At 65.5% G+C, this 14,627-nt stretch carries 13 protein-coding genes and 1 tRNA gene; 9 read left to right on the forward strand and 5 right to left on the reverse strand.

Annotated features, from left to right (window positions below; all coding sequences use genetic code 11):
- Positions 1-37: 37 nt before the first annotated feature.
- A tRNA-Met gene (locus U5805_RS23465) sits at positions 38-114 on the reverse strand.
- Positions 115-262: 148 nt separating this feature from the next.
- Positions 263-1,921 carry an MFS transporter gene (locus U5805_RS23470; RefSeq protein ID WP_322105900.1) on the reverse strand — a complete coding sequence of 553 codons (1,659 nt, stop codon included), beginning with the start codon at positions 1,919-1,921 and terminating at the stop codon, positions 263-265.
- Here U5805_RS23470 and U5805_RS23475 point away from each other — a divergent pair.
- The gene (locus U5805_RS23475) at positions 1,839-2,363 is read left to right on the forward strand and encodes a hypothetical protein (RefSeq protein WP_322105970.1); all 525 of its coding nucleotides are present in this window, start codon (positions 1,839-1,841) and stop codon (positions 2,361-2,363) included. The genes U5805_RS23470 and U5805_RS23475 overlap by 83 nt on opposite strands.
- Here the strand turns inward: U5805_RS23475 and U5805_RS23480 are convergent.
- Entirely contained in the window at positions 2,297-3,931 is a 1,635-nt protein-coding gene (locus tag U5805_RS23480; RefSeq protein WP_322105901.1) for a sensor histidine kinase, read from the reverse strand. The genes U5805_RS23475 and U5805_RS23480 overlap by 67 nt on opposite strands.
- An 11-nt stretch (positions 3,932-3,942) precedes the next feature.
- On the reverse strand, positions 3,943-4,731 hold the full coding sequence (locus tag U5805_RS23485; RefSeq protein ID WP_322105902.1) for a response regulator transcription factor: 789 nt from the start codon (positions 4,729-4,731) through the stop codon (positions 3,943-3,945).
- Between the two features lie 221 nt (positions 4,732-4,952).
- Here U5805_RS23485 and recA point away from each other — a divergent pair, with 221 nt between their 5' ends.
- From recA to U5805_RS23525, 8 genes are all read left to right on the forward strand, one after another.
- Positions 4,953-6,032 (forward strand): recombinase RecA, encoded by a 1,080-nt coding sequence (recA, locus tag U5805_RS23490; protein ID WP_322105903.1) that lies wholly within the window; start codon positions 4,953-4,955, stop codon positions 6,030-6,032.
- A gap of 203 nt (positions 6,033-6,235) precedes the next feature.
- Positions 6,236-7,180, forward strand: a complete 945-nt coding sequence (gene recX, locus U5805_RS23495; protein WP_322105904.1) for a recombination regulator RecX — start codon at positions 6,236-6,238, stop codon at positions 7,178-7,180.
- Positions 7,181-7,332: 152 nt separating this feature from the next.
- A complete protein-coding gene (locus U5805_RS23500; RefSeq protein ID WP_322105905.1) occupies positions 7,333-8,028 on the forward strand; it encodes a DUF2889 domain-containing protein in 696 nt (231 codons plus the stop codon).
- A gap of 51 nt (positions 8,029-8,079) precedes the next feature.
- Positions 8,080-9,246: an ADP-forming succinate--CoA ligase subunit beta gene (gene sucC, locus U5805_RS23505; protein ID WP_322105906.1), complete on the forward strand. Its 1,167-nt coding sequence runs from the start codon at positions 8,080-8,082 to the stop codon at positions 9,244-9,246.
- A gap of 95 nt (positions 9,247-9,341) precedes the next feature.
- Positions 9,342-10,223 carry a succinate--CoA ligase subunit alpha gene (gene sucD / locus U5805_RS23510; protein WP_322105907.1) on the forward strand — a complete coding sequence of 294 codons (882 nt, stop codon included), beginning with the start codon at positions 9,342-9,344 and terminating at the stop codon, positions 10,221-10,223.
- Positions 10,224-10,401: 178 nt separating this feature from the next.
- Positions 10,402-11,118 (forward strand): TerC family protein, encoded by a 717-nt coding sequence (locus U5805_RS23515; protein WP_322105908.1) that lies wholly within the window; start codon positions 10,402-10,404, stop codon positions 11,116-11,118.
- Between the two features lie 203 nt (positions 11,119-11,321).
- On the forward strand, positions 11,322-11,930 hold the full coding sequence (locus U5805_RS23520; protein ID WP_322105968.1) for a pilin: 609 nt from the start codon (positions 11,322-11,324) through the stop codon (positions 11,928-11,930).
- A 245-nt stretch (positions 11,931-12,175) separates the two neighbouring features.
- Positions 12,176-13,981, forward strand: a complete 1,806-nt coding sequence (locus tag U5805_RS23525) for a PglL family O-oligosaccharyltransferase (RefSeq protein ID WP_322105909.1) — start codon at positions 12,176-12,178, stop codon at positions 13,979-13,981.
- A gap of 116 nt (positions 13,982-14,097) precedes the next feature.
- Here U5805_RS23525 and moaC read toward each other — a convergent pair whose 3' ends face one another.
- Positions 14,098-14,574, reverse strand: coding sequence for a cyclic pyranopterin monophosphate synthase MoaC (gene moaC / locus U5805_RS23530; RefSeq protein ID WP_322105910.1), 477 nt, complete (start codon positions 14,572-14,574; stop codon positions 14,098-14,100).
- Between the last annotated feature and the right edge of the window lie 53 nt (positions 14,575-14,627).

Raw genomic sequence — 14,627 nt, forward strand, 5'->3', positions numbered from 1 at the left:
GCCGCTGTTCTTTCGAACAGCGGCTTTTTCTTGAAGCTGGTGGCGAATCAGGGATTCGAACCCCGGACCTGCGGATTATGATTCCGTCGCTCTAACCGACTGAGCTAATTCGCCGAAGAAGGAAATTATGCCGATACTCACCGCGCCTGTCAACACCCGCTTCCATCTTTTTTAGATGCGCGCCCGGATCGGCGAAGCGGGCGGACGAACAGGCGCTTGGCCCAGCTTGCACCGGCGCGTACCCGTGCTTGGCCCGGCGCGCTCAGTCCTGCGAGTAAATATCGGAGTCCTTCGTCTCCTTCACGAACAGCATGCCGATCACGAAGGTGGCGAGCGCGATCACGATCGGATACCACAGCCCCGAGTAGATGTCGCCGCGCGCCGCCACGATCGCGAAAGCGGTCGCGGGCAGGAAGCCGCCGAACCATCCGTTGCCGATGTGATACGGCAGCGACATCGACGTATAGCGGATACGCGTCGGGAACATTTCCACCAGCATCGCCGCGATCGGCCCGTACACCATCGTCACGAAAATCACGAGAATCGCGAGGATCACGATCGTCATCGGCCAGTTGAGCTGCGCCGGATCGGCCTTGAGCGGATAGCCCGCGTTCTTCAGCGCGCCCGAGAGCGTCTCGTCGAACGCCGCGCCCGCTTCCTTCGCACCCGGCGCCTTGCCGTTATACGTGTCGATGGTCGTATCGCCCACCTTGATCTGCGCGAGCGTGCCGGCCGGCGCGGCCACGTTCTCGTAGTTCAGGCCCGCCTTCGAAAGCGCGCTCTTGGCGATGTCGCACGAACTCGTGAACTTCGAGGTGCCCACCGGGTTGAACTGGAACGAGCATTCGTCCGGGTTCGCGATCACGACGATCGGCGCGCGCGCCGTGGCCGCTTCGAGCGCCGGATTCGCGTAGTGCGTGAGCGCCTTGAACAGCGGGAAGTAGGCGAGCGCCGCGATCAGGCAGCCGGCCATGATGATCGGCTTGCGGCCGATCTTGTCCGAGAGCGAGCCCCAGAACAGGAAGAACGGCGTGCCGATCAGGAGCGCGACCGCGATCAGGATGTTGGCGCTCGCGCCGTCCACCTTGAGCGTCTGCGTGAGGAAGAACAGCGTGTAGAACTGGCCCGTGTACCAGACCACGGCCTGGCCCGCCGTCAGGCCGACCAGCGCGAGAATCACGACCTTGAGGTTCTTCCACTGGCCGAACGCCTCGGAAAGCGGCGCCTTCGACACCTTGCCCTCCGCCTTGATGCGCTTGAACGCCGGCGATTCGTCGAGTTGCAGGCGAATCCACACCGAAACCGCGAGCAGCAGGATCGACGCGATGAACGGAATGCGCCAGGCCCATGCGCCGAACTGCTCCTCGCCGACGAAGGTGCGAACGCCGAGAATCACGAGCAGCGAGAGGAACAGGCCGAGCGTGGCCGTCGTTTGAATCCACGCGGTATAGAAGCCGCGGCGTCCGGGCGGCGCGTGTTCGGCGACGTAGGTGGCCGCGCCGCCGTACTCGCCGCCCAGCGCGAGCCCTTGCAGCAGGCGCATGCAGATGAAGATCACGGGCGAAGCGATGCCGATGGACGCGTAGCCCGGCAGGAAGCCCACCACGAACGTCGAAAGACCCATGATCACGATCGTCATCAGGAACGTGTGCTTGCGGCCGACGAGGTCGCCCAGGCGCCCGAACACGATCGCGCCGAACGGGCGCACCGCGAAGCCGGCCGCGAAGCCGAGCAGCGTGAAGATGAAGCCCGCCGTGGGATTCACGCCCGAAAAGAAGCTCTTGCTGATGAAGGCCGCGAGCGAACCGGCCAGATAGAAGTCGTACCATTCGAACACCGTGCCGAGCGACGACGCGAAGATCACGCGTTTTTCGTCGCTCGTCATCGGCGCATGCGAAACTCGTCCGCCAACGGTTGCCATAGTTGTCTCCAGTATTGATATGCGTGTGGTCCGCGCCACGCCGCGGCGGCGGGCGGTCCTGCAACGCATTATTGAAATGGAAACTTACGGGCTTCTGACGGGGAAGGCGGTTTTAGGAGCACCGGCTGGAGATTTGAGAATTCGCGCTACGTCTGCTAAATGGTCGATATGTTTTTATATCGTCGCGCAAGTTTCCGCTAAATTTCTGCGCGATGTTGGCTTGGAGCGCGGCGCTAAGGGAAAGTCCCATCCCGCTTTTCTGACCCGCGCCGTCAGTTTCACGACGGAATCGGCAAGACAGCACCGCAAGACAACGCCGCGAGACAACGCCGCCAGCCGCGCCGCAAGGCGCCGCTGCGAAACCCGCTTCATGAATCAGGCGCGCGGGCGCAGCCGCAGCGTCACGCGCACGAGCGTGCCCGCGAGGCGCGGCGTCGCTTGATAAACGTGATCGTCGATCGCGAGCGTGCCGCCATGCATGGTGGCAATCTCGCGCACGATCGCGAGACCGAGACCGCTGCCTTCGCCGTCGCGCCCGAGAATGCGGTAAAAGCGCTCCAGCACGCGCTCGCGCTCGGCGGCCGGAATGCCGATGCCGGTGTCCTCCACCTCCAGATGCACCGCGCCGGCGGCCGGCTCCGGCAGCACGCGCACGGTAATGCGCCCGCCCGCGGGCGTGTAGCGAATCGCATTGTCGATCAGATTCGAGAGCATCTCGCGCAGCATCACGGGATTGCCGTCCACTTCGATGGCGCGCTCGCCGGTTTCGCCGCCGGCACTTTCCGGTCCCTCGTAGCCGAGATCCATGCGCTTGGCGAGCGCGGGCTGCACCCAGTCGCGCACGGCGTGACGCGCGACATCGGCGAGATCGACCGGCGTGAAGATTTGCCCCGACATGCGGTTTTCCGCGCGCGCGAGCGCGAGCAGTTGCGTGACGAGCCGCGCCGCGTGCTCGCTGCTGGTCGCGATCTGCTCGAGCGAGCGGTGTACCTCGGCGGGCGCGTCCTGGCGCAGCGCCAGTTCGGCCTGCGTGCGCAGGCCCGCGAGCGGCGTTTTCATCTGATGCGCGGCATCGGCGATAAAGCGCTTTTGCAGCTCCATGTTCTGTTCGAGCCGCGTGAGCAGGTCGTTGAACGACGTGACGAGCGGCTCGATCTCGGGCGGCGCGCGGCGCGCTTCGAGCGGCGAAAGATCGTCGGGGCGGCGCGTGCGCATGTTCGACTGCAATGCGTGCAGCGGCGCGAGGCCGCGCGACAACCCGAACCAGACGAGCAGGATCGCGAGCGGCAAGATCACGAACTGCGGCAGGATCACGCCCTTGATGATGTCGTTGGCGAGCTGGCGGCGCTTGTCGAGCGTCTCGGCGACCTGCACGAGCACGGGCTGCGCGCCGGCCGGCAGCGGCGCGGAATCGAACGTCGCGACAGTCGTATAGGCCACGCGGATGTCGATGCCGTGCAGCGTGTCGTCGCGAAACTCGACGAGGCCGGGCGGCGGGCGGTCGTCGTCGCGCGGCAGCGGCATGTCGCGGTCGCCTCCCACGAGTTCGCCGCGCGTGCCGAGCACCTGGTAATAAACGCTGTCGACGTTGTCGGCGCGCAGGAAGTCGCGCGTGGAGGCGGGCAGCGTGAGTTCGGCCACGCCGTTGACGGGATGGATCTGGCGTGCGAGCACGTAGGCGTCGGTTTCGAGCGCGCGGTCGAACGGGCCGTTGGCGATCGACTTCGCGACGAGGTACGTGACGGCGATGCTCATCGGCCAGAGCAGCAGCAGCGGCGCGAGCATCCAGTCGAGGATTTCGCCGAACAGCGAGCGCGGGCGCGCCTCGGCGACGGCTTCGCTCTCGTCCGGCGGCGCAAACGGATTGGCGTAGCGGGCGTCGCGCGCTTCGTCGTCGAGCGCGTGGGCGGAATCGGCGGAATCGGCAGGATCGGCAGGATCGGCGCGGCCTCGCGGGTCCGAAGCGCCGGTGCGGCGGCCGGCGAGCGCGGCGAAGGGACGCCCGGCCATCGTCGCCTCCGCTACTTGTAATAGTGGCTGGCGGGCATGCCAGGCGGCGCGCTTTGGCCTGGGCTTTGGCCGCTGCCCTGGCCTGCCGCGGCGGCGTCGTTCGGGCCGCCGTTCGCCGCGCCCGGCGCTTCCTTCGCTTCTTTTTCGAGGCAATAGCCGAGCCCGCGCACGGTCACGATGCGCACGCCGCCGGTTTCGAGCTTCTTGCGCAGCCGGTGTACGTAGACTTCGATCGCGTTGTTGCTGACTTCCTCGCCCCATTCGCAGAGGTGATCGACGAGCTGCTCCTTCGAGACGAGGCGCCCGAGCCGTTGCAGCAGCACTTCGAGCACGCCCAGCTCGCGCGCGGAAAGGTCGAGCACCTGATCGTGGATGCGCGCGACGCGCCCCACCTGGTCGAACGCGAGCGCGCCGTGGCGCACGACCGTCGGGCCGCCGCCCGCGCCGCGCCGCGTGAGCGCGCGCACCCGCGCTTCGAGTTCGTTGAGCGCGAACGGCTTGGCCATGTAGTCGTCGGCGCCGAGGTCGAGGCCCTTCACGCGTTCGTCGACGCTGTCGGCGGCGGTGAGGATCAGCACGGGCAGGTTGGAATTGCGCGCGCGCAAGCGGCGCAGCACTTCGAGGCCCGTCATTTTCGGCAGGCCGAGATCGAGGATCAGCAGGTCGAACGACTGCATCGACAAGGCCGTATCGGCGTCCACGCCGCTGCGCACGTGATCAACGGCATAGCCCGATTGGCGGAGTGATCGGACGAGACCGTCCGCGAGTATGCTGTCGTCTTCGGCAATGAGGATTCGCATGATGCGCCAGCGTGGCTTCCGGACCTGAACGGTCTCGCAGCGCCCGCGCCGTGACTCCTTCGGCCGGCGCGCGGCGGTCTCCCGAAATTCGAGGTTGTGACAAGCCAGAAAGACTTGCCAAAACCACTGTTTTTTTATACAGTGTCTGCGTTCATGCGTGTTCGCCCAACGAGGCCCGCGCATCGTCACGAGACGCCGTTCATCATAGCAAAGGACGATTCATGGAAGATAGCAAGAAAGGCTCGGCTGGGCTGACTGCTGAAAAGAGCAAGGCGCTGGCCGCCGCGCTCGCGCAGATCGAAAAGCAGTTCGGCAAAGGGTCGATCATGCGACTCGGCGACGGCGACGCGGTCGAAGACATCCAGGTGGTTTCCACGGGCTCGCTCGGCCTCGACATCGCGCTCGGCGTCGGCGGCCTGCCGCGCGGCCGCGTGGTCGAGATCTACGGGCCGGAATCGTCGGGCAAGACCACGCTCACGCTCCAGGTGATCGCCGAACTGCAAAAGATCGGCGGCACGGCGGCGTTCATCGACGCGGAACACGCGCTCGACGTGCAATACGCCTCCAAGCTCGGCGTGAACGTGCCCGAACTGCTCATCTCGCAGCCGGACACGGGCGAGCAGGCGCTCGAAATTGCCGACGCGCTGGTGCGCTCCGGCTCGATCGACATGATCGTGATCGACTCGGTCGCGGCGCTCGTGCCGAAGGCCGAAATCGAAGGCGAAATGGGCGACTCGCTGCCCGGCTTGCAGGCGCGTCTGATGTCGCAGGCGCTGCGCAAGCTCACCGGCACGATCAAGAAGACGAACTGCATGGTGATCTTCATCAACCAGATTCGCATGAAGATCGGCGTGATGTTCGGCAACCCGGAAACCACCACGGGCGGCAACGCGCTCAAGTTCTACGCGTCGGTGCGTCTGGACATTCGCCGTATTGGCTCGATCAAGAAGAACGACGAAGTCATCGGCAGCGAAACGCGCGTGAAGGTCGTGAAGAATAAGGTTTCGCCGCCGTTCCGCGAAGCCGTGTTCGACATCCTTTATGGTGAAGGCATTTCGCGTCAGGGCGAAGTCATCGACCTGGGCGTGCAGGCCAAGATCGTCGACAAGGCAGGTGCGTGGTACAGCTATAACGGCGAACGCATCGGCCAGGGCAAGGACAACGCGCGCGAATTCCTGCGCGAGAATCCCGACATCGCCCGCGAGATCGAAAACCGCATTCGCGAATCGCTTGGCGTGAGCGCCATGGCCGAAGGCGTGAAAAATACCGGCGAAGTCGAAGTCGCGGACGAAGGGGAATAAGCCCGGCGGTCGCAAGTTACGGGCATAAGTGACAAGGCAAGCCGATGCGCAAGGGCGGGTCTGCTTCGGTGCCGCCATCGGCGGCGCCTTCCACGTCTCCCACGTCTCCCACGTGTTCCTCCACGTCTGTGCCAGGCGAACAGGACGAATTGCGTGCGTCGACTGGCTCCGGCGCACCGCGTGCCGTGTCGCCTCGCTCTAGCTTGCGGCGTACTCAGCAAAGCCGCGAAGCCCGTTCGGGCGGTCGCGGCTTTGCGCATTCCGGGCCGGGCGATTCGCTTTCGGCCGATTACGCGGGGCACGCCGATTCGGCTCCGGCCGATCTCAGCGAAGACGGCGGCGTGGTGTTCGAAGTGCCGTTCGAAGCGTTCTTCGGCGCGGGCGATGAAAGCGGCGAAAGCCGTGAGAGTGGCGAAAGCAACGGAAGCGATGAATACGGCGAAAGCCGCGAAAGCGCCTCCGTGTACGAGGCTAACGCTGCTGCGTCGGCGTCGGAAAAGCGCTCGCGCCGCACATCGTCGTCGTTCAACGCCTTGCGCCGTGCTGCGCCGCAAGCGTATATCGCGAACGACGCGGAGCCCGACGTGGCACCCAGCGCGTCCGCCACTCCTCAAGCCGACCGTTATGAACGCAGCTCGGCCACACGCGCCGCTCGCCAGAGCGCGCGCGAGGCATCGGCTTCCACGCGGCAGCGCCCCGAGCGTTCCCTGAAAGGCCGCGCGCTCGGCTATCTCTCGCGGCGCGAATACAGCCGCGCGGAACTCTCGCGCAAGCTCATGCCCTACGTCGAAGACGCCGACGCGCTCGAAGTCATGCTCGACTCGCTCGAACGCGACGGCTGGCTTTCCGACGCGCGTTTCGCCGAAAGCATCGTTCACCGGCGCGCGGCGCGCGTGGGCGCGGGGCGCATCGTCAGCGAACTCAAGCGGCATGCGGTCGGCGAATCGCTGATCGCGGATGTGAGCACGCAATTGCGCGAAACCGAACTCGTGCGCGCCCGCGCCGTCTGGCGCAAGAAATACGGCGAACTGCCCGAAACGTCGGCCGAGCGCGCGCGCCAGGCGCGCTTTCTCGCGGCGCGCGGCTTTTCCATGTCCATCATCGGCAAGATTCTCAAAGGTATCGACGAAGACTGGCCTGGCGAATAACGCGATAGGCTCGGTGGAGCGGTGCGCCCCAGTGCGCAAGCATCGCCGAAGTCGCCGCTCGCCGGTCCCGGCGCCCGCTGTGTGTCCGCGGCTGTCTCGAATACCCGGTATGTTAAAATCAAGCGGTTTTCCAATCCGGTCTTACCTTTAGCATGCCGCTTTCCCCGCCCGTGCCCCGCCAGTTGCGCCATCAGCGCGCTATCCGGGCGGTCGCTTACGAGCGCGAAGACGGCCTGTGGGACATCGACGCGTGCCTGACCGACCACAAGCCACGCGACGTGCCGCTCGCCTCCGGTGTCCGGCCCAACGGTCTGCCGATCCATGAACTCTGGCTGCGTATTACGATCGATCGCAAACTCAACGTCGTCGACGCCGAAGCGTCGTCCGGCTGGGTGCCCTACGACGGTCAGTGCCAGAACGCTCATCCCGCCTATCGGGCCCTCATTGGGCTCAATCTCCTCCAGAATTTCCGCCGCGAAGCGGGCCGGTTGCTCGCCGGCACGGCCGGCTGCACGCATCTCACAGAAATGTTGGGCGTGTTGCCGACGGTCGCGATCCAGGCATTCGTCGGAGCGGTGTGGGATACATCGGATGACGCGTCGGGCGAAGCGCCCGGACCGGAACTCGGCAAGACCGCCGGCAGCCATGAAGCCGCCGGCGAAAAACCGCCTTTTCAGCTCGGCCGCTGCCATGCGCTGCGGTTCGACGGCGAAGCGGTCAAGCAGTTTTATCCGCGCTGGTATGGCCATGCGCCGCGTTCGAAAGAGCGTGGCGCGGACGTCGCCGGCGTGCGCGACAATCCCGGTTCGAGCCACGAGGGCTCGGCCGGCGCCGTCGCGCATGAATAACAACAGCGGAAACGAAGTTCACTCCAACTCTCAGACTGAAGGGAATCACGCATGAAGATTCACGAGTACCAGGGTAAGGAAATCCTGCGGAAATTCGGAGTCGCGGTACCGCGCGGCACGCCGGTGTTTTCGGTGGATGACGCGGTCAAGGCCGCTGAAGAGCTGGGCGGTCCGGTGTGGGTCGTGAAGGCCCAGATCCACGCGGGCGGTCGCGGCAAGGGCGGCGGCGTGAAGGTCGCGAAGACGCTGGATCAGGTCCGCGAATACGCCGGCCAGATCCTCGGCATGCAGCTCGTCACGCACCAGACCGGACCGGAAGGCCAGAAGGTCAACCGTCTGCTGATCGAAGAAGGCGCCGACATCAAGCAGGAACTGTATGTCAGCCTCGTCGTCGATCGCGTGACGCAGAAGATCGTTCTGATGGGTTCGAGCGAAGGCGGCATGGACATCGAAGAAGTCGCCGAAAAGCATCCGGAGCTGATCCACAAGGTCGTCGTCGACCCGAACACCGGTCTGCTCGACGCCCAGGCCGACGACCTCGCCGCGAAGATCGGCGTGCCGGCCGGTTCGATTGCGCAAGCGCGCGAAATCCTGAAGGGTCTCTACAAGGCTTTCTGGGAAACCGACGCGTCGCTGGCCGAAATCAACCCGCTGAACGTCTCGAGCAACGGCACCGTGACCGCGCTCGACGCCAAGTTCAACTTCGACTCGAACGCGCTGTTCCGCCACCCGGAAATCGTCGCGTACCGCGATCTGGACGAAGAAGATCCGGCTGAAATCGAAGCCTCGAAGTTCGACCTCGCGTACATCTCGCTCGACGGCAACATCGGCTGCCTCGTGAACGGCGCGGGTCTGGCCATGGCGACGATGGACACCATCAAGCTGTTCGGCGGCGAGCCGGCGAACTTCCTGGACGTGGGCGGCGGCGCGACGACCGAGAAGGTCACCGAAGCGTTCAAGCTCATGCTCAAGAACCCGGGCCTGAAGGCGATCCTCGTGAACATCTTCGGCGGCATCATGCGCTGCGACGTGATCGCGGAAGGCGTGATCGCGGCTTCGAAGGCCGTTGACCTGAAGGTGCCGCTCGTCGTGCGCATGAAGGGCACGAACGAGGACCTCGGCAAGAAGATGCTGGCCGATTCGGGCCTGCCGATCATCTCGGCGGACAGCATGGAAGAGGCCGCGCAGAAGGTTGTCGCGGCTGCCGAAGGCAAGTAATTCTCACCGGATACGAATGGCGCGGTGCCGGCGCGCAAGGCCGCTGAACACGCGGCCGACGCGACGCGCGGCGCCAGGCAAACAGAGGTCAATACATGTCGATTCTGATCAACAAAGACACCAAGGTCATCACGCAGGGCATCACCGGCAAGACCGGTCAGTTCCACACCCGCGCCTGCCGTGAGTATGCGAACGGCCGCGAAGCATTCGTCGCCGGCGTGAACCCGAAGAAGGCCGGCGAGGACTTCGAAGGCATTCCCATTTACGCGAACGTGCGTGAAGCCAAGGAAGCCACCGGCGCGACCGTTTCGGTCATCTACGTGCCGCCCGCGGGCGCCGCTGCCGCGATCTGGGAAGCGGTCGAAGCCGACCTCGATCTCGCGATCTGCATCACGGAAGGCATTCCGGTTCGCGACATGATCGAAGTAAAGGACCGTATGCGCCGCGAAGGCCGCAAGACGCTGCTCCTCGGCCCGAACTGCCCCGGCACGATCACGCCGGACGAGCTGAAGATCGGCATCATGCCGGGTCACATTCACAAGAAGGGCCGCATCGGCGTCGTGTCGCGTTCGGGCACGCTCACGTACGAAGCGGTCGGCCAACTGACGGCGCTCGGCCTCGGCCAGTCGTCGGCGGTCGGTATCGGCGGCGACCCGATCAACGGTCTGAAGCACATCGACGTCATGAAGATGTTCAACGACGATCCCGACACGGACGCCGTGATCATGATCGGCGAAATCGGCGGCCCGGACGAAGCCACGGCAGCCGAATGGATCAAGGGCAACATGAAGAAGCCGGTCGTCGGCTTCATCGCGGGCGTCACGGCGCCTCCGGGCAAGCGCATGGGCCACGCCGGCGCGCTGATCTCGGGCGGTGCGGACACGGCCGAAGCGAAGCTGGAAATCATGGACGCGTGCGGCATCAAGGTCACGCGCAACCCGTCGGAAATGGGCCGCCTGCTGAAGTCGATCCTGTAAATCCGCGTAAAACGCCGGGTTCCGCGTCACGCGCGCGGAGCCGGTGTTTTTGGTATGCTTGCGAAATCCTTTCACAAGGTTCCGCAAGTTACCGCAAAAGCGAGGGAGCCAGTCATGGCTGCCTCGCTTTTTTATTTGCCGACCGCATCACGCCACGCTCCGCCGCGTCCACGCCTTCATGCTCGAGTTTTTCGCCACGCTCCACTGGGGCGCCGTTCTCCAGATCATCGTCTTCGACATCCTGCTAGGCGGCGACAACGCCGTGGTGATCGCGCTCGCCTGCCGCGACCTGCCCGCGCAGCAGCGCACGCGCGGCATCGTCTGGGGCACCGTGGGCGCGATCGCGCTGCGCGTGATGCTGATCGCGTTCGCCGTGGTGCTGCTCAACGTGCCGCTGCTCAAGTTCGCCGGCGGCGTGCTGCTGCTCTGGATCGGCGTGCGCCTGCTCGCGCCCGCGCACGACGAGCATGCGAACGTGAAGCCTTCCGACAAGCTGCTCACGGCGATCAAGACGATCATCGTCGCCGATGCGGTGATGAGCCTCGACAACGTGGTGGCCATTGCGGGCGCGGCCGAAACCGCCGACCCGCAGCACCGCATCGCGCTCGTGATCTTCGGGCTGATGGTGAGCATTCCGCTGATCGTTTGGGGCAGCCAGCTCGTGCTGCGCCTGCTGGACCGCTATCCGCTGATCGTCACGCTGGGCGCGGCGCTGCTCGGCTGGATCGCGGGCGGCCTGATCGTCAACGATCCGGCGGGCGACCGCTGGCCGGTGCTCGACACGCCGGTGGCCGAATACGGCATGCATGCCGCGGGCGCGCTGTTCGTGGTCGCGCTCGGCCTGCTGCTCAAACGGCGCAACGAGCAACGCGCGCAAGCGCGAACAAGCGAATGACGCCGTTGTGCTGACGGCGTGATTCCTACGCCGTTCGGATGACTGCCCGCTCCGAAACGCCGTCGATACGATCAAAACGCCTGTTCACGCGTGTGAGCAGGCGTTTCTCGTTTCAGGAGCCTTCGATGATCGTATCTGCTTTTGCTTCCCGTGCTTTTGCCTCGGGATTGGCCGCGTGCGGCGGCCCGAGCGCCGCGCGCGCAATGTATGCCACCTCGCGCCGTGCGCGCTTTTCGCGTTTCGTGCGGTTGTCCCGGGCCGCGCGGTTTGCCCGGTTCGCGCAGTTCGCGCATCTGGCCGTGCGCGGTTTCACGCTGATCGAGCTGATGATCGTGCTTGCGATCGTCGGCGTGATTGCCGCTTACGCGATTCCCGCCTATCAGGACTATCTCGCGCGCAGCCGCGTGGGCGAGGGCTTGTCGCTCGCGGCGTCGGCGCGGCTTGCCGTGGCCGAGAACGCCGCGAGCGGCAACGCGTTCGGCGCGGGCTACACGGTGCCGCCCGGCACGCGCAACGTGCAGTCCGTGAGCGTTGACGACACCACCGGCCAGATCACCGTGGCCTTCACCGCGCGCGTCGCGCCCGAAGGCAGCAACACGCTCGTGCTTGTGCCTTCGGTGCCCGACAACGCCGATGCGCCCACCGCGCGCGTCGCGCTCACGCAAGGCAGCGTGCAGGGCGGCACGCTCACCTGGGAGTGCTTTGCGGGCGGCAAGACGGCTTCCTCGCTGGGCGCGCCCGGCGCGGGACCGTCGCCGACCGATGGCGCGACCTTGCCCGCCAATCTCGCGCCGCCCGAGTGCCGCGCATGACGCGGCGTGGATACGCGTCAAAGCGGCATGAGCCGGGTTGCGCCCGTTCGAGGCTGCTTTTTCGGGCCGCTTTTTAGGCTATTTGGGGCGGTTCGACGTTGACGAAGGCGCGCCGTCGGCATCGGTTCGATGAAGGCGGCGCGCTCGCTAAACGCGCGGGTCGGCAGGTCGTGTGGGGCCGCAACCCGCACAGCGACGGAAAAGTTTTGTATAGTGCGCCGGTTGCCGACGCCCCCGCCTGACTCATGCCTTCCAACTTTGCGCGTTATCTTACGTTCGTCTTGCTTTGCCTCGCGTTGACGCTGCCGTATGCCGTCGTCAACCACACGTATCCGATTCCCACGTTCTATGCGGAATTCGTCGCCCTGACGCTTTATGTGCTGCTCGGCGCCGCGGTGTTGCTGCTCGTGCGCTCCGAGCGCGCGGCGGACGCCTTCGGCTCGCCCGCGGTGGCGCTCGTGCCGCTCGCGTTCGGCCTGCTGCTGATCGTGCAGACCTTCGCGCTGCCGCTCGCGCAACCGTCGATGAACTGGCTCGGCGCGGGTTATCTGCTCGCCGCGTTCATGGTCACGCACGCGGGCTACGGCATCGCGCGCGCGCGGCTCATGCAAAGCGCGCTCGTGTGGGGCGCATTCGCCTTGCAGATCGGCGGGCTCTTTGCCGTGTTCTGCCAGGTGATCCAGTTGCTGCATCTGGAGACGAAGGTCACGCCGCTCGTCGTCGCGTACAACGTGACCGTCGACCGCCGTCCGTTCGGCAACATGGCGCAGGCGAATCACCTTGCCACCTACATCGCGTTCGCCATGGCGGGCGCGATGTATCTCGTGCAGACGCGCCGCTTGCCCGTGCTCGTGTGGGCGGTGCTGTCGGCCATCTATGCGGGCGGCCTCGCGCTCACGGTCTCGCGCGGGCCTTGGCTGCAAATGGGCGTGATCTTCGTCGCGGGTCTGTGGATCGCACTGATCGGCTGCCGAAGCGAGAACGGCGAGCGCGCCGAAGGCGCAGCGGCCCGCGCGCGCGCGTGGATCGTGCCGGTCGCGCTCGTCGTGGTTTTCTTTGCGATGAACGCGTTCGTGCGCTGGGCCAACGTCCACTATCAGCTCGATCTCGCGCAGTCGGCGGCGGAACGCTTCCAGGACAAGAGCCAGATCGCGCCGCGCCTCGCGCTGTGGCGCTACGGGTTCGCGATGTTCAAAGCGCATCCGCTGCTGGGCGTGGGTTGGGGCGACTTCCCGGTGCATCAGTTCGAACTCGTGCGAACGCTCGGCGCCGTCGAAATCGCCAACAATTCGCACGACATCTTTCTCGATCTGCTCGCGAAAACCGGCTTGATCGGCTGCGCGATCGTCGTGTTCGGGCTCGTGGCGTGGCTCGTGCGCGTCGTGCGCGCCCAGCACACGGCCGAGCGGGTGTTCGGCGTGATGCTGATCGGCGTGCTGGTCATGCACGCGCTCGTCGAATATCCGCAGCAGTACATGTTCTTCCTGCTGCCCGCGATGTTCGTGTTCGGGCTGCTCGAAACAAAACCGCTGCGCGCCGTCGCGCCGCGCGTATCGTTCGGCGTGTACGCGGCGATCGTGCTTGCCGGGATCGTCTCGCTGTATCCGGTGCTGCGCGATTACAACCGTTCCGAGGTGCTGTACTACGGCGCGCATCCGGCGCAGCAATACGCTGACGATCCTTCGCATCTTTTCACCGCGTGGGGCGATTACGGCATGGCCACGCTGATGCCGATGAACGCCGCGAGCCTCTCCACGAAGCTCTATGCGCATCGGCGCGCCATCGCGTTGCTGCCGGGCGAGACGGTGCTGCGCCGTTACGCCGTGCTTCAGGCGCTCAACGGCGACACGTCGGCGGCCGCCGACACCGTCGAGCGACTGCATATCTTCGCGACGGAACTGCACGACTGGCCCGCGCAGCTAGGCGCGCTGTACGGATTGCTCGACGCGCAGCCCACGCTCAGGGGTTTCAAGGCCGATTTGATGAAGCGCTACGGCGCCGCGCCGAAGTCGGCCGACGATGACGATGACGACGACGATTCGGACGATTGACCGAACCGACAGGCGATAAACGATAAACGATAGACGATAGGCGATAGGCGATAGACGAGAAAAAGGCGGGCCGTGGCGCCCGCCTGTGCGCTAAAGCCGAGGCGTGCCGGCGGCGCTCAGCTCGCCACCCAGTCCCCCGACTTTCCGCCATGCTTCTCCATCACCTTCACATCGGTGATGGTCATCCCGCGATCCACCGCCTTGCACATGTCGTAGACGGTCAGCAGGCCGACTTGCACGGCGGTCAGCGCTTCCATTTCCACGCCGGTGCGGCCGAACGTTTCCACCTGCGCCGTGCAGTGGACGCCCGGCAACGCTTCGTCGAGTTCGAAATCGACCTTCACGCGCGTGATGGCGAGCGGGTGGCACAGCGGAATCAGGTCCGAGGTACGTTTCGCGCCCTGGATCGCGGCGATGCGCGCGACGCCGATCACGTCGCCTTTTTTCGCGTGGCCGCCGCGGATCAGCGCGAACGTCTCGGGCAGCATGCGGATCGTGCCGCGCGCGACGGCAATGCGCCGGGTCTCGGCCTTGCCGCCGACGTCGACCATATGGGCGTCGCCGGCAGCGTCAAAGTGCGTGAGTTCTGGCATGGTGAGGCTCGCTGGATAAGGCGCCTATCTTAGCAGCGCCGCGCGCGCCGGTT

The sequence above is a fragment of the Paraburkholderia sp. J41 genome (assembly GCF_905220235.1).
GTDB lineage: Bacteria > Pseudomonadota > Gammaproteobacteria > Burkholderiales > Burkholderiaceae > Paraburkholderia.